The organism is Pseudomonas sp. GW821-FHT01C01 (genome assembly GCF_059422645.1).
Window position 1 is genome coordinate 1 of record NZ_JBWKXF010000005.1, and the last position, 19,352, is coordinate 19,352.

Genomic DNA, 19,352 nt, shown 5'->3' on the forward strand with positions numbered 1-19,352 from the left:
CCCCCCCCCCCCCCCCCCCCCCCCCCCCCCCCCCCCCCCCCCCCCCCCCCCCCCCCCCCCCCCCCCGCTCCCACAGTGGACTTTTGTGAACTTCAGATCTGTGGTTAACCGAATACCCCTGTGGGAGCGGGCTTGCTCGCGAAGCGGCCGGTCCAGGCAACCCACCTCTTGGATCTGTCAGCGCAACCCATCCCGAAACTGCCCCGGCGTCATCCCGGTCCAGCGCTTGAACGCGCGACTGAAGCTGCTGGTATCGGCAAACCCGAGCAAATAGCTGATCTCGCTCAGTGACACCTGTGGGTCGCGCAGGTGCAGCAGCGCGAGGTTTTCGCGGCTTTCGTTGAGCAGCGTATCGAACCGGCAGCCCTCATCGGCCAGGTGCCGTTGCAGGCTGCGCAGGCTCAGGTGCAGGGCCTTGGCGATGTGTTCGGCGCTGGGTTCGCCTTCGGGCAGTTGTTCTTCAATGGCATCGCGGACCTTGCGTTCCCAGGTCATTGGCTTGAGTTGCGCCAGGGTGCGTTTGAGTACGGTTTCGTTATGTTCGGCCAGTTCCGGGTTGGCATCGTCCAGGTGGCTGTCGAAGTCGACGAAGGCGAATTCCAGCCGGTCTTCGTTGGCGTCGAAATGTACCGGCGAGCGAAAGACTTTGTGCCATTGATGCGCGTCTGCCGGCTCCGGACGGCGCAGGTACGTGGCCAGCGGCGCGTAATCACGACCCAGGCGATTGCGGCAGGTGCGCACGTAAATCGCCATGAACGCATCGATGGCTTCGAAGGCCGGGGCCGGATTGCCTGAAGGAATTTTCAGCCGGAAGCTGTAGCGATCCTCGTCGCGGGTCAGCTCCAGTTCCAGGGCATTGCTGACCACCTGGTGATAACGCACGATGCGCTCGAACACTTCGCGCAGGCTGCCGCTGGCGACCAGCGCATAACCCAGCGCATGAAACGTCGTCGGGCTGACAAAGCGTGATACGCGCAAACCAATCGCCGGATCGCCGCTGGCCTGCACCGCCAGTTCCCACAGGCGCGTGGTGCCCGACAGCGGGTAGCGCGCGTTCGGGTCGTCCATCAAGTCCGGGTCGAGCCCCGCTTGATGGCACAGGGTCGTGCTGTCGATACCCAGGGCATCGAGTTGCTTGCGCAGAGCGCGGGTCCAGCTGGCGAGGGAGGTCGGTTCGGTCATGCTGATTGGCGCTTCCAGTCAACAGGTTGGCGTTCTCGGCTACCGCGTTGCGAGGGTTCGCAAGGCAGGATGCAACCATCAATAACCAGAGGATGGAAGCATGGACCGTACTTCTGCAAGCCCCCAACGACTGAATGCAGCCCAACGATCAGCCCATATCCGTGAAGTGGTGCTGGCCAGAGGCGTCGAGCTGCGTGAGCAATACCCGATTCTCAAGCATCAGGACGCCCTCGGCGCAGGCATTCTGACCTTCGCCATCGCCGGTATGGTCGGTTCGGCGGCGCTCTACATGACCGGGCACATGGCTTGGTGGGCGTGTCTGTTGCTCAACGCGTTTTTCGCTTCGTTGACCCATGAGCTGGAGCACGACCTGATCCACAGCATGTACTTCCGCAAGCAGAAAGTGCCGTACAACCTGATGATGGGACTGGTGTGGCTCGCCCGGCCGAGCACCATCAACCCCTGGATTCGCCGCCATCTGCACCTCAATCACCACAAGGTGTCCGGTTCCGAGGCCGACCTGGAAGAGCGCGCCATCACTAACGGCGAGCCTTGGGGCTTCGCACGGTTCTTGATGATTGGCGACAACATCATGTCGTCGTTTATCCGCATGTTGCGGGCCAAGACCTGGGCGATGAAGTTCAGCATCATCCAGCGCACTCTGAAGGTTTATGCACCGCTGGCGCTGATGCATTGGGGCGCGTGGTACGTGTTTCTCGGTTTCCATGCAGCGAACGGCGTTGCGCACCTGATGGGCGCGCCGATCGAGTGGTCAGCGACCACGCTGTCGGTGATGAACGTGATCGATATCGCGGCAGTGGTGATCATCGGCCCGAACGTGCTGCGCACTTTCTGCCTGCACTTCATCAGCTCGAACATGCACTACTACGGTGACATCGAGCCGGGGAACGTGATGCAGCAATGCCAGGTGCTGAACGCACGGTGGCTGTGGCCGTTGCAGGCGTTCTGTTTCAACTTCGGCAGCAGCCACGGGATCCATCACTTTGTGGTGAAGGAGCCGTTCTACATCCGCCAGTTGACCGTGCCGGTGGGGCACAAGGTGATGCGCGAGATGGGGGTGCGGTTTAATGATTTTGGCACGTTTGCGCGGGCCAACCGGTTTGAGCGCAAAGAAGAAGTGGCTGCGGAAAAGGGGCGTGTAGTCAGGGTTTGATTGGCTGTATTTGATGGCCCTTTCGCGAGCAAGCCCGCTCCCACAGGTTTCTGCGGTGAATGCAAAATTTGCGTTCAGCACAAATCACTGTGGGAGCGGGCTTGCCCGCGAAGGGGCCGGTTCAGGCAACCTCAATCCGGCTGAAACGGCGACTCGCTCAAGATCACGCCAGTCTCATCCACATACCGCTGCCAGTGCTCGATCAAGGCACTGAGCTTCTGCGGTTGGCTCAGCGCCAGGTCATGAATCTCCCCCGGATCATTGCCCAGGTCATACAGCTGCCAGGTCGCCGGCCCCACCGGTCCCGGGATGTACACCGCCTTCCATTGCCCCTGGCGGATCGCCCGCCGACCGAACAATTCCCACCCGGTAACGGTGTGTTCGTCATGTACTTGCGCCGTCTCGCCCGACAGAAAACCCAGCCACGATTTCCCGCGAATCTCTGCTACGGGTTTGCCATGCCATTGCTTGCCCGGATGGCGCACACCGGCCAGGTCGAGAATGGTCGGCGTGATGTCCATCACCGTGCCAAACCCATGGCTGATCTGGCCCTTGAGCGGCAGCTGCGGGTAATGCACCAGCGCCGGGACGCGAATGCCGCCTTCGGTGGTGAAGGCCTTGAACAGACGCGACGGCGCGGTCGCCACTTGTGCCCAGTTCGGTCCGTACCAGATGTAGGAATTGGCCCGGCCGATGTTGTCGAGGCTGTTGTCGTAGTGCTGGTTGAGATAGGTCAGCAACTGCGGCCCGAATTTCGGGAAGGCCTCCAGCAATGCCCCTTCGGCACCGTTATCGGACATGAACAGGATGAACGTGTTGTCCAGTTGCCCTTGCTGGCGCAGATAGTCGACAACGCGGCCGATGTTCCAGTCCATACGCTCGACCATCGCCGCATAAACTTCCATGGCTCGCGCGGAAATCTGCCGTTGCTCGTCGCTCAAGGCATCCCACTGCGCGGTCAATTGGATCAGCGGATGTGGCTCGACATCGGCCTCGATCAATCCCAAGGACTTGAGTTTTTCCAGGCGCTCAAGTCGCAGCACTTCAGGGCCGGCGTCATAGCGGCCGCGGTATTTTTCCACCACATCCGCCGGCGCCTGCAATGGCCAGTGCGGCGCGGAAAACGGCAGGTACGCGAAGAACGGCCGGGTCTGGTCGCGCTCCTTGAGGTATTGCAGCAGCTTGTCGCCAAAGGCGTCCGAGGAGTAGAAATCCTTGGGCAGCTCGTCGATGAAAGTGTCGTCTTCGATGTACAGCGCCGGGGTGGATTTCAGCAGCCGTGGCGTCGTTTCATCGTAGGTCGGCTCGAAGCCGTAATGGTTAGCGGCGCCAGGCAACAGCGAAAACGAGCGCTCGAAACCCCGGGCATGGGGCGCCCGTTCTGCGGTCAGGCCCAGGTGCCATTTACCGCTCATCAAGGTCTGGTAACCGGCTTCGCGCAACAGCTCGGGCAGGGCGACCACGCGGTCGTTCAGATGCCCTTCGTAGCCCGGTTTACCGATCAGGTCCGGGGTCAGCGCTTCAGCCATGGTGCCGATGCCGGCGATGTGGTGGTCGGTGCCGGTCAGCAGCATCGAACGAGTCGGCGAGCAGGTCGGTGCGGTGTGAAAATCGGTCAGGCGCAAGCCATTGTTGGCCAGGGCATCGAGGTTCGGCGTGTTGATTTCGCCGCCGAAGGCACCGATGTCGGAAAAGCCCAGGTCATCGGCCAGGATCACGAGAAAGTTGGGACGTTGCGGCATCAAGCATTTCCTTTTTCAGTAGGCAATGAAGGACAGGGGCAAATCGCGGACCTGCACCGGCACGGGAGGCTGGTAGTGATCGTCGCTGGTGAGTTCGTGAAGCAGTTCTTCGCGTAACTGGTGGAAGTCGAAACTGCTGCGCTGGCGCGGATGGGCCAGGGCAATGTCGACCACTTGCTTGATCCGCCCCGGACGCGGCTCCATCACCACTACGCGGTCGGCGAGGAAGATCGCTTCCTCGACATCGTGGGTGACCAGGATGGTGGTGATTTTTGCCCGTGCGCGGATCGCCAGCAGTTCGTCCTGCATCTGCTGGCGGGTCAGTGCATCGAGGGCGCCGAAGGGTTCGTCCAGCAGCAGAATCCGCGGGCTGGCTACAAGGCCACGAGCGATGGCCACGCGCTGCGCCATCCCGCCGGAGAGTTGGTGCGGATAGGCTCGGGCAAAGTCGCCGAGGCCCACCAGTTCGATGAAATCATGGATGCGCCTTTGCTTTTGCGCAGCGCTCAATGGTTCGTTGACCAGGCCCAGGCCGATGTTGTCGGCCACGCTCAGCCACGGGAACAAACGGTGTTCCTGAAAGACAATGCCGCGCTCGCTGCCGATGCCGCTGACGGCTTTGCCGTCCACGGTAATCTGCCCGCGAAACTGCGTATCGAGGCCCACCAGTAGCCGTAGCAAAGTGGATTTTCCACAACCGCTGGAGCCGACGATGGCGACGAATTCACCCTCGGCGATGTCCAGGTTGAATTCGCGAATGGCCTCCAGTTCGAAACCGTCGACGTCGAAGGTTTTGCCCACGTGTTTGAAGCTGACAATCGGTGCGTTCATGCGTGTCTCCAGCGGGTGGCGCGGATTTCCAGGCGTTGGCCAATGAGGTTGAGCAGGGCGCCGGTCAGGCCCACCAGCAGCATGCCGGCCATGATCAGGTCCATGCGCAGCAGTTGCTGGGCGCCGATCATCTGACTGCCGATGCCGCCGTTGGACGGCATGAAATATTCGGCGCCGATGGTGCCGAGCCAGGCGTAGATCAGGCTCAGCCTGAGCCCGGCGAATATCCCCGGCGCCGCACCCGGCAACACCAGCCGGCGCAGACGCTGGGGCAGATTCAGGCGCAACACTTGCGCGGCCTCGTTCAGTTGCGGCGACAAGTGGGCGACGCTGCGTTGGGTGGCGATCAACAGCGGAAAAAAAGCGGCCAGGGCAACGAACACCCACTTGGCCAATTCCCCCAGACCGAACCACGCGGTGAGCAGCGGCACCCAGGCGAAAATGGCGATCTGGCGGATGGCGGCGAGGGTCGGGCCGAGCACGCGTTCACTGGTGCGTGACAGCCCCAGCAGCAATCCCAAGGCAAACCCTAACCCGCCACCGAGCAGCAATCCGCCAAGGGTTCGGCCAAGACTCAAAGCCATTCCGTTGATGAGCGTACCGTCGAGCAAACCGCTCCACGTGGTCTGCAGGACGGCCAGCGGGCTGACCAGAATGTTCGCGTCAATCCACTGCTGATCCGAGCTCAGTTGCCACAACGCCAGCAGCGCCAGTGGCAGCAGCCACGGTTGCAGGCGTTGCCAGCCTTGATAACGCGGCCCGCGACGGATTTCGGCGGTGGCCGGGTGCGGCCAGTGCACCAGCTTCCTGTCCAGCAGGCCGATGCCGCGGTCCATCGCCACGCCGATCAAGCCGATCACCACGATGCACACGAACACGATGTCGAGCATGAACAGTTGCCGCGCCCAGACCATCAGGTAACCGATGCCTTCACTGGAAGCGAGCAGTTCCACCGCGAGCAACGAAGTCCAGCCAGCGGCCAGGGCGAGGCGCACACCGGCCATGAATGCCGGCAGTGCTGCGGGCAACACCAGGCGTCGGATCAACAGGCGCCTGGGCAGGCGCAACACAGCAGCAGCCTCGCGCAGCTTTGGTTGCGCATCGCGCACACCGACCAGTGTATGCAGGGTCACCGGCACCACGATGGCCTTGATCAGCACCACCAGTTTCAGCACTTCCCCGATGCCGAAAAACACCATGAACAAGGGAATCCAGGCCAGGGTCGGGACTTGCGCCAACCCGGCGAAGGTTGGAAATACCAGACGCTCCAGTCGACGACTGAAACCCAGTGCCGCACCCAAAACAGCACCAGCGCTGATCCCGACCAGCAGCCCCCAGAACAAGCGTTGCAGGCTGATCCACAAATGGCTCCACAACTCGCCTTGGGACAATTCCACCGCGCTGTTCCAGACCAGGATCGGCGCCGGCAGGATTTGCTCACTCATCCAGTGATTGCGGCTGGCGAGCCACCAGAGTGTGAACAGAGTGACCGGCAGCAACCAAGGCAACAGCCGACGATTCAGGTTGGGCCAGAGGCGTTGGTTTTCCAGTGGTGGCGCGGCCAGCGGCAGGCTGAGAAGAGAAACACGGGCCATGGATGACCTCCGTTGTCTTCCTGTGGGAGCGGGCTTGCTCGCGAAAGCGGTGTATCAGGCAACAATGGAGTGACTGACACGCCCACTTCGCGAGCAAGCCCGCTCCCACAGGGATTAAGGTGTATGTAAAATCGATCTATAAAAATTCAAATCAATACTATTAAGAGATAAGCCAAGCCATTTAAGGCCTCCAGCTCAGCTGCATCCAATGCATTCGAAGAATATTTTCGATGCCGTTCCTGCATACCTGGCCAAGAGGCCCGGAAATGTTGATATAGATTGAAATGCTATAAAAATGTGAATTTATAGTATTTAAGTGTTGGTTCCACTTCGGCCTACTTTCGGCTCCTCAACGCCCGTTGCCCCAAGGAGCCGCACCCATGAACCTTCCCTTCAAACGTGTCATCAGCCTGTTCGCCGCACCGGCCCTGGCGGGTTTGCTGGCCTTCACGGCCAACGCCGGCGAGCTCAAGGAAATTCGCATCGCCGTGCCGGACCTGAGCGCCGGTACCCAGCACAGCGGTGGCGGTGTTGTGGATGTGCTGCGCGATCAACAGATCTTCGAAAAGGCTTTCGCCGATCAAGGCATCAAGATTCAGTGGAGTTTTTTCAAGGGCGCAGGCCCGGTGATCAACGAGGCGTTCGCCAACGGTCAGGTCGACCTGGCCTACCTCGGCGATCTGGCAGCCATCATCGGCAAGTCCAATGGTCTGGATACGCGACTGCTCAGCGCCTCGGCGCGCGGGGTGAAGCATTACCTCGGCGTGGTGCCAGGTTCGGGGATCAAGACCCTGCAAGATCTCAAAGGCAAACGCGTGGCGATCTTTCGTGGTACCGCCAGTCAGTTGTCCTTCGATGCGGCGCTGGCCAGTCAGGGGTTGAGCGAAAAGGATGTGAAGGTCATCAACCTCGACTTCAATGCGGCGGTCGCGGCGCTGGCGGCGAAGCAGATCGATGCGTCGTGGGGCGGTTCCGGGCTCACGGCGTTGCAGGCCAAGGGGCTGGCCGAGTTGCCGCTGAACACCAAGGACCTGGGCGGCGCCGGTAGCGTGCAGGCGGTGTTGGTGGGGACCGGGAAGTTTGTCGACGAGCACCCCGAGGCGGTCGCCACACTGCTCAAGGCGCAACAGCAAGCGGTGGCGTGGCTGACCCAGGACAGCAACAAGGACGCTTACGTTCAGTTGGTGTCGGGGTTGGCGAGTTACCCGCCGGTGATTCTCAGCCAGGATTTGAAGGATCAGAAACTCAGCGAGGTTTTCCCGTCGACGCTCGACCCGGTGTTCCTTGGCAAATTGCAGGATGCGGTGGACCTGGCGTCGCAGCAGAAGCTGATTCGCAAGCCGTTCAAGGTGAGCGATTGGGTGGTGCCGGAGTTGGCTGCGGCAAAACTTTGAATCTCTAGCGTCAATTCGGACGCTTTCGCGAGCAAGCCCGCTCCCACACTGGATTTTTGCCTGACAGAGATCCCCCTGTGGGAGCGGGCTGCTCGCGAAGAGGCCCTAAACCGCGACGCTGATCTGCTGCCTGTCCACCGCCACCAACGTCTCGATCATCGCCCGCGCCGCCGGTGACAACCGGAACCCGGTGCGACTGACAATCCCGCACCGCGCATTCATGCTTTCGATGTTCTGCGGCAAATTGCGCCAGTGCAGCAGCGCCAGTGAACCCTGGGCAATGTCCTCGATAAACGCCTCTTGCGTGCCCACGCCGATGGCGTTGGATTGCAGCACGACTTTCACCAGCGCCGGGAAATGTTCGGTCTCGATGGTCGGCGAAAAATCCACCCGTCCACTGAGGTTTGCCAGCAGTTTGCGAATACCTGGCGGGATCTTCGTGGTCGCCAGCGGGTAGTCGAACATGTCGTTGGTCGACAGGCTCTCCTTGGCCAGCAGCGGATGCCCCGGCCGGCAGAAAAACACGCCACGTTTGGGCGTCAGTGCCTGGGTCTGGAAGTTCGGGTCGGACTCGAAGTGGCGAATGTCGGCGATGAAGAATTCGATCTCCTCACGGCTCAGGGCGCGGCTGAGTTTTTCCCAGTTATCCACTTCGAAACAGGTGCGCACTTTCGGGTGCGCGTTGATGAATTGCGCCACCGCATCCGGCACCAGTTTCACCGCCGGTGCCGGGCCGCAACCGAAGCGCAGTTCACCGGCATCGAGCTTGGTCATCTGCGTCACTTCGCAGCTGAGCAGCGCCGCACCCTGCACCAGGCTGCGGGCATGTTGCAGCACCACCAGGCCTTCGGGGGTGGGGCGCAAATCCTTGTTGCCACGGTCCACCAGGACGCAGCCGAACTCGTGCTCCAGCCCCTGAATGCTGCGGCTGAAGGCAGGCTGGGTAATGCCCATGGCCTCGGCCGCGCGCACGAAACTGCGGTGTTCGTCGAGGGCGATGAAGTAACGCAACTGGCGAAGATCCATATGCTTTTCCGGCATCCTAAAAATAGCTCGAAGGCATTTGCGACGAGGGTTGACTGAGGTTTTAAATGCAACCTCTTATTCCGTCAACGAAGCATGTAGATATCTATTAGATCTAAATAGAATATAGATAGAGCAGCGTTTCGCGGCCGGTTCAACCGCAAGCAGTCTGATGAGGGTCTACCCATGAGCAATGCCGCTTTCGCAGTACAACCCGCTGTTCACGCGCTTGAAATCCATCCGGTGGCCGGTCGCATCGGTGCCGAAATCCGTGGCGTACAGCTTTCTGGCGAGCTGGATGCCGCCACCGTCGAAGCCATTCAACAGGCGCTGCTGCAATACAAAGTGATCTTCTTCCGCGAGCAGACTCAGCTCGACGATCAGCGTCAGGAAGCGTTCGCCCACCTGCTCGGCGAACCGATAGCGCACCCGACTGTGCCGGTGCGCGAAGGCACCCGTTTTCTACTGGAACTGGACGGCGCCGAGGGCCAGCGAGCCAGCTCCTGGCACACCGACGTGACTTTCGTCGAGGCCTACCCGAAAGCCTCGATCCTGCGCTCGGTGGTGGCCCCGGCTTTCGGCGGCGACACCCTGTGGGCCAACACCGCCACTGCCTACGACGGGTTGTCGGCGGAGCTGCGTGAGCTGGCCGACAAACTGGTCGCCGTGCACAGCAATGAATACGACTACGCCGGCACCCGGCCGGACGTCTCTGCCGAGAAGCTGGAACGCTATCGCAAGATCTTCACCTCGACCGTCTACGAGACCGAACACCCGGTGGTCCGTGTGCACCCGATCAGTGGCGAGAAGAGCTTGTTGCTGGGGCATTTCGTCAAACGCATCAAAGGCTATTCCCAGGCCGATTCGGCGCACCTGTTCGGCCTGCTGCAAAGCCATGTGATCCGCCAGGAAAACATCGTGCGCTGGCGCTGGAAGGCCGGCGATGTGGCGATCTGGGACAACCGCTCCACCCAGCATTACGCGGTGGATGACTACGGGACCCAGGACCGGATCGTGCGCCGTGTGACGCTCAAGGGTGAAGTGCCGGTGGGTGTGAATGGGCAGGTCAGCCAGACCGTGAAAGGGCCGGATATCGGCGGCGTCTGAGCCGACGCCTTCGCGAGCAAGCCCGCTCCCACAGGGGATCTCCAGTGTTCACACGGTCAGTGTGGGAGCGGGCTTGCTCGCGAAGGCGGCCTGGCAAGCAACAAAGAACTTTTTTTGATCGGGAACCCCGCCTTATGAGTCCGTTGCACTTTGCTCAAACCTCCTCACCCCAACGGCTCAAACGCCTGCCCCTGGCTCTGCTACTAGCAGGCAGTGCCAGCTGGACCCAAGGCTATGCAGCCGAAAGCGGCACCCCGGAAACCACCCCCACAAAAACCGCCACGGCCGACAGTGCCCAACTGGAAACCGTGACCGTGACCACTCGCCGCCGCGAAGAAAGTTCGCAGGACGTTCCGACACCCATGAGTGTGGTCAGCGGCCAGACGCTGGAAATCCAGCGGGTCTATCGCATCCAGGATTTGCAGCAACTGGTGCCCAGCGTCAACGTCGCCTACATGCATGCGCGTCAGTCCAGCGTGTCGATTCGTGGCCTGGGCAACAACCCGGCCAGCGATGGCCTGGAAGGCAGTGTCGGCCTGTACCTCGATAACGTTTACCTCGGCCGGCCGGGCATGGCCGTGTTCGACCTGATGGACATCGAGCAGCTCGAAGTGCTGCGCGGTCCGCAAGGCACCTTGTTCGGCAAGAACACCACCGCCGGCGTGATCAACATCAGCACCCGCGCGCCGACCTTCACCCCGGAACGCAGCATCGAATCTTCGGTGGGCGAGGACGGATATTTCCAGACCAAGGGCACGATTTCCGGCCCGCTGAATGACGAGTTGGCCGGACGTTTCTCTGCGTACCGCACCCGCAGCGACGGTGACATCAAAAACGAATTCGACGGCCATGACCTGAATGGTGGCTCCCGCGATGGCTTCCGTGGGCAGTTGCTGTTCAAGCCGAATGAATCGTTCAACCTGCGCTGGATCGGCGACTACAACGAAGAGGATTCCAGCGCCGGCACCCGGGTGTTGTTCAATACCGGGCCGACCATCAATGGCGTCAATCTCTATCAATCGCGGGCCAATGCCGCTGGCGCGACACTGGTTGACGGCACGCACCGCAAGGTCAACCTGAACAATGACCAACACGTCACCGTGCATCAGGGCGGCACGTCGGTCGAGGCCAACTGGACGCTGCCGAGCGACTTCACCCTGACCTCCATCAGCTCCTATCGCTGGTGGAATTTCACCCCGCGCAATGATGACGGCCTGAACGTATCCGCCTTCCACAACGCCGGCGTTTCGGTGGAGGATAAACAGTACTCCCAGGAGTTTCGCCTGGCGTCGCCTGCCGGCGGATTCTTCGATTACGTGCTGGGCGCTTATTACTTCGGCTCTGACCTGGACAACAAATCCTTCACCTTCTACGGCCCGCAAGCCGACATCTGGAACGGCACGCCCCAGGGTGCGTTGAACAATGTCGACAGCGTCGGCAACGGTCATATCGAAACCAACAGCTTCGCGCTATTCGCCCAAGGCACCTGGCACTTGACCGAACGCCTGGATTTCACCGCCGGGTTGCGCGGCACCTATGAGGAGAAAAACGCCAGGGTCACACGTGATGCACCGGCCGGTGGTGTCGCGGTCACCGGTGCGGCGGCCGCGGCACGACGCGCTCGTGCGGGGGTCTTCGATTCCGGCGATTTGAATCAGTACAGCTCCAGTCCCTCGGGCCTGTTGAACCTTAGCTACCGTCTCACCGACGACCTGCTGACTTACGCCACGTTGTCCCATGGCGAAAAATCCGGCGGCATCAATCTGGCCGTCGGCACGGCGCCGGTGGCCGGTGCCGACTCGCTGCTGATCGGCACCGAGCGCGCCAACAACGCCGAGCTCGGATTCAAGAGCACCCTGTGGGACCGACGCCTGCAACTCAACGCCAACCTGTTCTGGACCCAGGTCAATGGCTATCAGACCAACGCCTTCGACGACGTCAACCGCGTGCAGTTTCTGACCAACGCCGGCTCCGTACGCTCCCGTGGCGTGGAATTCGAAAGCACTTTGCTTGCGTTGCGCGGCCTCACGCTGAACATCAACGGCTCGTACAACGACGTCAGTTACCTCTCGTACAAGAATGCGCCGTGCCCGCCTGAAGTCAGCCTGAGGCCCGGTGCTCCCGCCTCCTGCGACCTGACCGGGCATCAAGTGGTTGGCGCTTCGAAATGGATCGGCAACGCCAACGGCGAATACAAGTGGAACCTGAGCAACGGCTTCGAAGAGTACGTCACCGCCAGCTATGCATTCCGCTCCAAGGCAGTGGGCACTGTGGAGGATTCCGACTTCGGGCAGATCCCGAGCTACGCGGTGGTCAACCTGTCCACCGGCCTGCGGGGCGATTTCAACCAGGGGCAGTGGGACGTTTCGTTGTGGCTGAAAAACGCCTTCGACAAAACCTACTACACGACGTTGTGGACGGCCGCCAATGGTGGTTATGAAGGCCTGCTCGGCACGCCACGGACGCTGGGTGTGACTGGCCGATACGACTTCTGACGGCGAAAAAGCATGCTTCGAATGAATACTTTCAATGCACGAAAAGCATCGGATTTTTTCCACTACGCCGGAGCCCTTGAACGGCGGGCTCTGGCGGTGGGTTGAGGGTTTTGTTTATTCCTTCAAGGTCTAAATATAAGCTCAAACATTACTTTAAGAACTAAGCGTTCAAGCCAATGATTGCTCTATCGGGACGTCGTCGGGGGATGTTCAGCACGACGTTCCGGTAGTCCGCAAAGAGACCGCAGGGAGTTAAACAATGGGCAATGTCCAGACCGCCGCCGGTGCACATGAAGTGCTGTGGCGCCAGGTGCCTGGTGGTGAGTTGGTCGATCTTGGTCGACTGCACCGGGTGCCCCTGGGCCAGTTGCGTTTGCAGCGCGCGCCCAAGGGCATCTTGAGTCGACGGGAGACGATTCTGCTCGGTGTACTGGCTTTGCTGGTGCATGGCGCGGTGATTTATTGGGTCAATCAACAACCGACCCCAGTGCTGCCAATCGTGCCGCCAGAGATTCCGCCGATGACCATCGAGTTTTCACGTCCGGCGCCTCCGGTGGTCGAGCCGCCGCCACCGCAACCCGTGCAGCCAGTGATTGAGCCGCCACCGCCCGTGGAAGACGAACTGGCCGTGAAGCCACCTCCACCGAAGCCGGTTCCCAAGCCCAGACCGGTCGCCAAACCGCTACCGAAACCGGCGCCAAAGGCTGTTGAGCAACCACCCGCGCCTGTGACACCGGCAATGCCCGTCGCGACCCCGGCACCACCTGCACCGCCGACGCCCGCACCCGTAACACCGGCCTCCGCCAATGCCGGCTACTTGAAAAACCCGGCGCCGGAATACCCGTCGCTGGCCCAGCGTCGCGGTTGGGAAGGCACGGTGTTGTTGCGCGTGCAGGTGCTGGCCAGCGGCAAGCCCGGCGAGATCCAGATCCAGAAAAGCAGTGGCCGCGATGCACTCGACGAAGCTGCGCTGAACGCGGTGAAACGCTGGAGTTTCGTGCCGGCCAAGCAAGGTGATGTCGCCCGGGACGGCTGGGTCAGCGTGCCCATCGATTTCAAGATTCATTAAACAGAAACCAATTTCGCGCGAAACGTTTACACGAGGAATACACCATGACGTTACTGGCCTCTCCACTTGAATCCATCGAAAGCGCGGTGATCTGGCTGCTGGTGGTTTTTTCCGTTGCGACCTGGGGTTTGGCGCTGCTCAAGGGTGTGCAGTTCGGCCGCCTCAAGGCGCAGGACCGGAAGTTTCATCAGCAGTTCTGGGCCGCCTCGAGTCTCGATTCGGCGGCCGAACTAAGCGAAACCCGTCCCGGTGCCGCGGCCCGGGTGGCGCAGGCCGGTTATGCCGCGATCCAGGTCGGCGAGGCGCCGCAGGCGGCGGATTTGAGCCAGGCGATCAATCATCAGGATCGCCTGGAGCGTGCCTTGCGACAGCAGATCGTGCGCGAGCGCCGGTCGCTGGAAACCGGGTTGGCGGTGCTCGCGAGCATCGGCAGCACCTCGCCGTTCATTGGATTGTTCGGCACGGTGTGGGGAATCATGGAAGCGTTGAAAGGTATCAGCGCGGCGGGCTCGGCAAGCCTGGAAACGGTGGCCGGGCCGATTGGTGCGGCACTGGTCGCCACGGGCGTGGGGATCGCCGTCGCGGTGCCGGCGGTGCTGGTTTACAACTACTTTTTGCGTCGTTTGAAACTGACGGCGGCGGACCTGGATGACTTCGCCCACGACTTCTACAGCCTGGCGCAGAAGAGTTCGTTCCGCGTACTGATCCACCCGACGGCGCACAAATTGGCGGCCCAGGGCAGCGCACAAAAAGTGAAGGAGGCGTCCTGACATGGCCTTCTCCACGCAAGACACCGATGAGGTGCTCAGCGAGATCAATGTGACGCCGCTGGTGGATGTGATGCTGGTGTTGCTGGTGGTGTTCATCGTCACCGCGCCGCTGCTGACCAACGCCATTCCGATCAACCTGCCCAAGACCGAGGCGGTGGCGCCGGTGGAGCAGAAAGACCCGTTGGTGGTGAGCATCGATGGTGCCGGCAAACTGTTTATCAACAAGGACGAGATACAACCGGATCTGCTGGAGTTCAACCTCAAGTCGGCGAAGGCCAAGGACCCCGAGGTACGCGTGCAGTTGCAGGCGGACGATGGCGTGAATTACGGCGAGGTGGCCCGGGCCATGGCGTCGATTGAACGGGCAGGGATCACCAAGCTGTCGGTGATTACTGCGCGATAACCGAATTTTGATTTTCCGGGGCCGTCTCCTTGGCAGGGTGCGGCCCCTTTTTTATTCCGAGTAAACCCAAAACCTGTAGGAGCTGGCTTGCCAGCGATGAGGCCCTGGCATTCAGCATCTACGTTGACTGTTAAACCGCTATCGCTGGCAAGCCAGCTCCTACAGGTTATGTGTTTTATATTCTATATAGGTCTTAATAAATAGCTTCTTATTCCTTAACGAATATATCTCTCCTCCCTATACTCGACCGGGAACAGACACGCAGCAGGAGAGCTCCCCCATGCGCAACGAATCAATTCGCTACCTGATTGTGCCGGGCTGGCAAGGATCGCCAGAAGATCATTGGCAAAGCCACTGGCAGAACAGCCTGCCGAACAGTGCGCGGGTGGAGCAGGCCGACTGGCTGACGCCGCGTCGCGAAGACTGGGTCGCGGCGCTGGCCGAGGCGATTGCCGCCGACAGCACGCCGGTGATTCTCATTGCCCATAGCCTGGGCTGCATCACTGTCGCCCATTGGGCGGCGACCGCACCCGTGCAGTTCTTGCGTCAGGTGCGCGGTGCCTTGCTGGTCGCACCGGCGGATGTCGAGCGCCCGGCCTGCGTGCCGGCCTTGCGCAACTTCGCGCCGATTCCGACGGATCTGCTGCCCTTTCCGAGCCAGGTCGTCAGCTCCGACAACGACAGCGCTGTCAGTGCGCCGCGCGCCCTGGAACTGGCGCGCCAATGGGGTGCCGAGGCGGGGATTCTGGCGGGGGCGGGGCATATCAACGTGAAGTCCGGTCACCAGCGCTGGGAGCAGGGTTTTGCCTATCTCTATCGCCTGCAGAACCGTATGGAACACCACGCCCTGCGCCGCGCCTGAACCCTTTGAATTTTCTTTTTCTGTAAATACGCCCCCGTCTCCCGGCGGTTTTGGGCGGGAGTCTGCCATGAGCTTTGAAACCTTCGGTCAGCCGTTGCTGACCTTTCCCGATGCCGAAAAAAGTCCCCTGAGCATCCGCGCCAAGGCGTTGGTGTTTGTCGATCCGCGTTCGCGGAAGTTGCGCGAGGACCTGGAGCAACTGGCCACGCGTTCAGTCTCGGTGCTGATCCGTGGCGAAACCGGGACCGGCAAGGAATTGCTGGCGCGGCATATCCATCGCGCCAGTGATCGCGGCGGGTTGTTCGTATCGGTCAACTGCGGCGCCATCAGCCTGACCTACGCCGACGCCGAGTTGTTCGGCTATGCGGCGGGCAGCTACAGCGGTTCGGCGAGCAGTCGTGCAGGCTGGTTCGGCTCAGCCAATGGCGGCACGCTGTACCTGGACGAAATCGGCGACCTGCCGCTACCGATACAGATCAAGCTGCTTGCCGCCCTGGAGAACCACGAAGTCACCCGCGTCGGTGCTCAGCAGCCGAGCCCGGTGGATGTGCGGCTGGTAGCGGCCACCAGCATCGATCTGGCCCAGGCCGTCGCCGCCGGAAAATTCCATGAGCGGCTCTATCACTACCTCAGCGAAGGCCCGCTCGAACTGCCGGCGCTGCGCGAGCGCCCGGGTGACATCCTGTCGCTGGCCGAATATTTCCTCGGCATCTACAGCCAGCGCCTCGACCTGCCGGTGCCATTGATCAGCGAGGAGGCGCAACTTGTGCTGGAACGCCACAGTTGGCCGGGCAATACCCGGGAGCTGGAAAACGTCATTCACTTTGCGCTGTTGGTGAGTACCGGTGACGAGATTTTACCGGAGCATCTGAATTTGCCTGATGAAGGTCTGGGACGGATCGAACAGCAGCTCAAGCAGATTCTTGGCAACGGTTCCGATGCCGAAAAAGACGCCTTGAAACAACTGCTCGCAAACGCCGGATTTCTGTAGGAGCGAGCTTGCTCGCGAGAAACCCAAAGACGCCGTTGGGCATCAGGTTTTACGCGTTTTCGTTCACGACCATCGCGAGCAAGCTTGCTCCTACAGCTGTATGAACAAAATGGAATATGAAGCTGAATAAACGTTATTGTTCGGGAATAAAAAATCCCGGTATTGTCCGCTTCACACCAGCGATAGCACTTCACTGGCACTCTCATCTTCAAGCCGTCGCCACAAGCGACTGTGATTTTCGATAAGGACACTGCATGAAAAAGGTTCTGTTGTTCACCGCACTGGCGGCTGCCCTGACCGCGGGCCTGGCCCAGGCTGGCGAGAAACTGGTGGTTGCGGCAACCCCGATTCCACACGCCGAGATTCTTGAGCTGATCAAGCCAACCCTCGCCAAAGAAGGCGTGGACCTGGAAATCAAAGTCTTCACCGACTACGTTCAGCCGAACGTGCAGGTCGACCAGAAGCGTCTGGATGCCAACTACTTCCAGACCCTGCCGTACCTGAAAAGCTTCAACGAAGGCAAAGGCACTCACCTGGAAACCGTGATCGGCGTGCACGTCGAACCGTTCGGTGGCTACTCGAAGAAAGTCAAAACCCTGGCTGAGTTGAAAGATGGCGCGACCATTGCCATCCCGAACGAAGGCAGCAACAGCGGCCGTGCCCTGATCCTGCTGCAGAAGGCCGGCCTGATCGAGTTGAAAGACCCGAAAAACGCTCTGGCCACACCGAAGGACATCGCCAAGAACCCGCACAACTTCAAGTTCAAGGAACTGGAATCGGCGATGTTGCCGCGTGTGCTGGATCAGGTTGATCTGGACATGATCAACACCAACTACGCGCTGGAAGCGGGTCTGAACCCGGCTAAAGATGCTTTGGTGATCGAAGGTGCCGATTCGCCTTACGTGAACTTCCTGGTGGCCCGTCCGGACAACAAGGACAGCGTTGCCATCCAGAAACTGGCCAAAGCCCTGACCAGCCCTGAAGTGAAAGCGTTCATCGAGAAGAAGTACAGCGGCGCGGTATTGCCAGCGTTCTGATTCGCGGAGTAAACCCCTTCAAGGTTTCAAACGCCGACGGCTGATTTAGCGTCGGCGTTTTTTTGAGCGTTCGATTTACCTGTGGCGAGAGAGCTTTTGTGGCGAGGGCGCTTGTCGGATCGCCGCACCGTCCCGTTGGACTGCGCAGCAGTCCCATTTTTAGGGCCGCTTCGCACCCCAGCGGGAGCAAGCTCCCTCGCCACAAGATCAAAAGCACTCAGGCCGGCTTGGCCTTTAACGCCCTGCGCAACGCCATCAATAATTTCAGAATGTCCTGCGGTTCCAGCCGTTGTGGCGTTTGTACGTCTGCCATGTTCTCGTCCTTGTGAGATGTTGGCCGGGAGTCTGGCCAAAAGTGCTTCGTCCTTGGAGATGCGTTGCAAAATAAAGATCCTTCCTACAACGCAAAGGAAAGTAGCTGTCTTCCCTGGTCTCGGCAAACCCGTGCAACAGCTTTTACGCCTGCACCTAGCAGTTCTGCTAGGTGCCGGCGCGATTGAGCGGGAGCAAGCTGTGTCCATTACAAGGAGATTGTCCTGATGAACACAGTACAAACGCCCATGATTCGGTATCGCTACGACGCACTGGATCTGCTGATTCAACTTGAACCGCTCGGGCAGGAACAACTGACCCGGATTTACCGGGGCTCACATCTGGTCACGCAACTGAAAGGCCGGGACAGTCAGAGTGTGTTCCAGCACGACACGCAATTGCTGGCGATGCAATCGCGTGAGGGTGATGACATCAACAGCCAGTTGCTGGCCACTGACCAGCAGCGTTCTGTCTTGCAGGCCGGATCTGTGTCGCAGGCCTATGCGCCTTATGGTCATCGTCGGGTCGAGGGTGGTCTCGGCAGTCTGCTGGGCTTCACCGGCGAAGTGATCGATCCCGTCACCGGCCATTATTTGCTGGGTAACGGGCATCGGGCGTTCAACCCGGTGTTGATGCGCTTCAACAGCCCGGACAGCTTGAGTCCGTTTGGGCGGGGTGGGTTGAATGCGTATGCGTATTGTCTGGGGGATCCGGTGAATTTCAGTGATCCGACGGGGCGGTTTGCCGAATTTGCAAGGCTGTTCACAAGCCTCTTGAGCACGACGAACACTCGAGTGGGTATGTCGCGTGTCATCCCCTCCTACAATTTAGCCAAAGACGCATTGCAATGGGGGGCCGCAGGGCAATTAACGTTCAGGCAGACCTTCGCGGCAGCCAGTACGGTCGTGGCCAGTGGAGCGATTTTCGTGACAGCCTTGACAGGGATTGCCAGTGCCGTTGCGGGAATAACCGGGGACACTGAGGCGGCCAAAACCCTGGGGTTTATCGCTTTAGGGTTGACTGCGTTGGCATCGGTATCGAGGTTGGGTACTTACTTGGCTGCGCGTGATCCCACGGTTGAGGCTGGCTTGAGTAGTTTTGTGCAAAACAAGAGGCGGGTGATTCCGGCGACACCACCCATTTCACCCCGAGCTTCCTTGCCGCCTTCGTTGTCTTTCGAGGCCTCTGCTCCGCCGCAGACACCTGGCACATTCAGTTCAAACCAGCAAAAGCTGAGCGGCAAGCGATCTTACGACGAAATGCTTGGTTTGGAGTTGAACCGGCCAGTTCTGGAGGCCCGACGTCAGCGGTTGCAGCTCAATCAGAACAAAAGAATTCGAAGGACATGACAGCCTCACGGGAAAA

Annotated in this window: 16 protein-coding genes; 11 read left to right on the forward strand and 5 right to left on the reverse strand. The window is 60.4% G+C overall.

Annotation, left to right across the window (positions count from 1 at the left end; genetic code table 11):
* Positions 1 to 177 precede the first annotated feature (177 nt).
* Positions 178 to 1,182 carry an AraC family transcriptional regulator gene (locus AC07XF_RS04815; protein WP_495025605.1) on the reverse strand — a complete coding sequence of 335 codons (1,005 nt, stop codon included), beginning with the start codon at positions 1,180 to 1,182 and terminating at the stop codon, positions 178 to 180.
* Between the two features lie 100 nt (positions 1,183 to 1,282).
* On the opposite strand from AC07XF_RS04815, the gene AC07XF_RS04820 reads away from it, so the two are divergent.
* On the forward strand, positions 1,283 to 2,356 hold the full coding sequence (locus AC07XF_RS04820) for a fatty acid desaturase (RefSeq protein ID WP_495025606.1): 1,074 nt from the start codon (positions 1,283 to 1,285) through the stop codon (positions 2,354 to 2,356).
* 131 nt (positions 2,357 to 2,487) lie between these two features.
* On the opposite strand, the gene AC07XF_RS04825 is transcribed toward AC07XF_RS04820, so the two are convergent.
* From AC07XF_RS04825 to AC07XF_RS04835, 3 genes are read right to left on the reverse strand one after another with little or no spacing between them, the layout of a single operon-like run.
* Positions 2,488 to 4,098 (reverse strand): arylsulfatase, encoded by a 1,611-nt coding sequence (locus AC07XF_RS04825; RefSeq protein ID WP_495025607.1) that lies wholly within the window; start codon positions 4,096 to 4,098, stop codon positions 2,488 to 2,490.
* A 15-nt stretch (positions 4,099 to 4,113) separates the two neighbouring features.
* Positions 4,114 to 4,929 carry an ABC transporter ATP-binding protein gene (locus AC07XF_RS04830; RefSeq protein ID WP_495025608.1) on the reverse strand — a complete coding sequence of 272 codons (816 nt, stop codon included), beginning with the start codon at positions 4,927 to 4,929 and terminating at the stop codon, positions 4,114 to 4,116.
* Complete coding sequence (locus tag AC07XF_RS04835) at positions 4,926 to 6,524, reverse strand: ABC transporter permease (protein ID WP_495025609.1); 1,599 nt, start codon at positions 6,522 to 6,524, stop codon at positions 4,926 to 4,928. Before AC07XF_RS04835 ends, AC07XF_RS04830 begins: the two co-directional genes overlap by 4 nt.
* 380 nt (positions 6,525 to 6,904) lie before the next feature.
* On the opposite strand from AC07XF_RS04835, the gene AC07XF_RS04840 reads away from it, so the two are divergent.
* On the forward strand, positions 6,905 to 7,918 hold the full coding sequence (locus AC07XF_RS04840; RefSeq protein WP_495025610.1) for an ABC transporter substrate-binding protein: 1,014 nt from the start codon (positions 6,905 to 6,907) through the stop codon (positions 7,916 to 7,918).
* Between the two features lie 105 nt (positions 7,919 to 8,023).
* On the opposite strand, the gene AC07XF_RS04845 is transcribed toward AC07XF_RS04840, so the two are convergent.
* Positions 8,024 to 8,944: a LysR family transcriptional regulator gene (locus tag AC07XF_RS04845; protein WP_495025611.1), complete on the reverse strand. Its 921-nt coding sequence runs from the start codon at positions 8,942 to 8,944 to the stop codon at positions 8,024 to 8,026.
* A gap of 183 nt (positions 8,945 to 9,127) precedes the next feature.
* Here AC07XF_RS04845 and AC07XF_RS04850 point away from each other — a divergent pair, with 183 nt between their 5' ends.
* The 9 genes from AC07XF_RS04850 (at position 9,128) to AC07XF_RS04890 (ending at position 19,336) form a co-directional block, all read left to right on the forward strand.
* Positions 9,128 to 10,048 (forward strand): TauD/TfdA dioxygenase family protein, encoded by a 921-nt coding sequence (locus AC07XF_RS04850; RefSeq protein WP_495025612.1) that lies wholly within the window; start codon positions 9,128 to 9,130, stop codon positions 10,046 to 10,048.
* A gap of 134 nt (positions 10,049 to 10,182) precedes the next feature.
* Positions 10,183 to 12,543: a TonB-dependent receptor gene (locus AC07XF_RS04855; protein WP_495025613.1), complete on the forward strand. Its 2,361-nt coding sequence runs from the start codon at positions 10,183 to 10,185 to the stop codon at positions 12,541 to 12,543.
* Between the two features lie 259 nt (positions 12,544 to 12,802).
* Entirely contained in the window at positions 12,803 to 13,612 is an 810-nt protein-coding gene (locus AC07XF_RS04860) for an energy transducer TonB (RefSeq protein WP_495025614.1), read from the forward strand.
* Positions 13,613 to 13,656: 44 nt separating this feature from the next.
* Positions 13,657 to 14,382: a MotA/TolQ/ExbB proton channel family protein gene (locus AC07XF_RS04865; RefSeq protein ID WP_204934118.1), complete on the forward strand. Its 726-nt coding sequence runs from the start codon at positions 13,657 to 13,659 to the stop codon at positions 14,380 to 14,382.
* A 1-nt stretch (position 14,383) separates the two neighbouring features.
* Entirely contained in the window at positions 14,384 to 14,785 is a 402-nt protein-coding gene (locus AC07XF_RS04870) for an ExbD/TolR family protein (RefSeq protein WP_007972930.1), read from the forward strand.
* A 280-nt stretch (positions 14,786 to 15,065) separates the two neighbouring features.
* Complete coding sequence (locus AC07XF_RS04875; protein WP_495025615.1) at positions 15,066 to 15,647, forward strand: alpha/beta hydrolase; 582 nt, start codon at positions 15,066 to 15,068, stop codon at positions 15,645 to 15,647.
* Positions 15,648 to 15,714: 67 nt separating this feature from the next.
* Positions 15,715 to 16,638 (forward strand): sigma 54-interacting transcriptional regulator, encoded by a 924-nt coding sequence (locus AC07XF_RS04880; protein WP_495025616.1) that lies wholly within the window; start codon positions 15,715 to 15,717, stop codon positions 16,636 to 16,638.
* A gap of 254 nt (positions 16,639 to 16,892) precedes the next feature.
* On the forward strand, positions 16,893 to 17,675 hold the full coding sequence (locus tag AC07XF_RS04885) for a MetQ/NlpA family ABC transporter substrate-binding protein (protein ID WP_007983099.1): 783 nt from the start codon (positions 16,893 to 16,895) through the stop codon (positions 17,673 to 17,675).
* A 539-nt stretch (positions 17,676 to 18,214) separates the two neighbouring features.
* The gene (locus AC07XF_RS04890; RefSeq protein ID WP_495025617.1) at positions 18,215 to 19,336 is read left to right on the forward strand and encodes an RHS repeat-associated core domain-containing protein; all 1,122 of its coding nucleotides are present in this window, start codon (positions 18,215 to 18,217) and stop codon (positions 19,334 to 19,336) included.
* Positions 19,337 to 19,352: the final 16 nt, after the last annotated feature.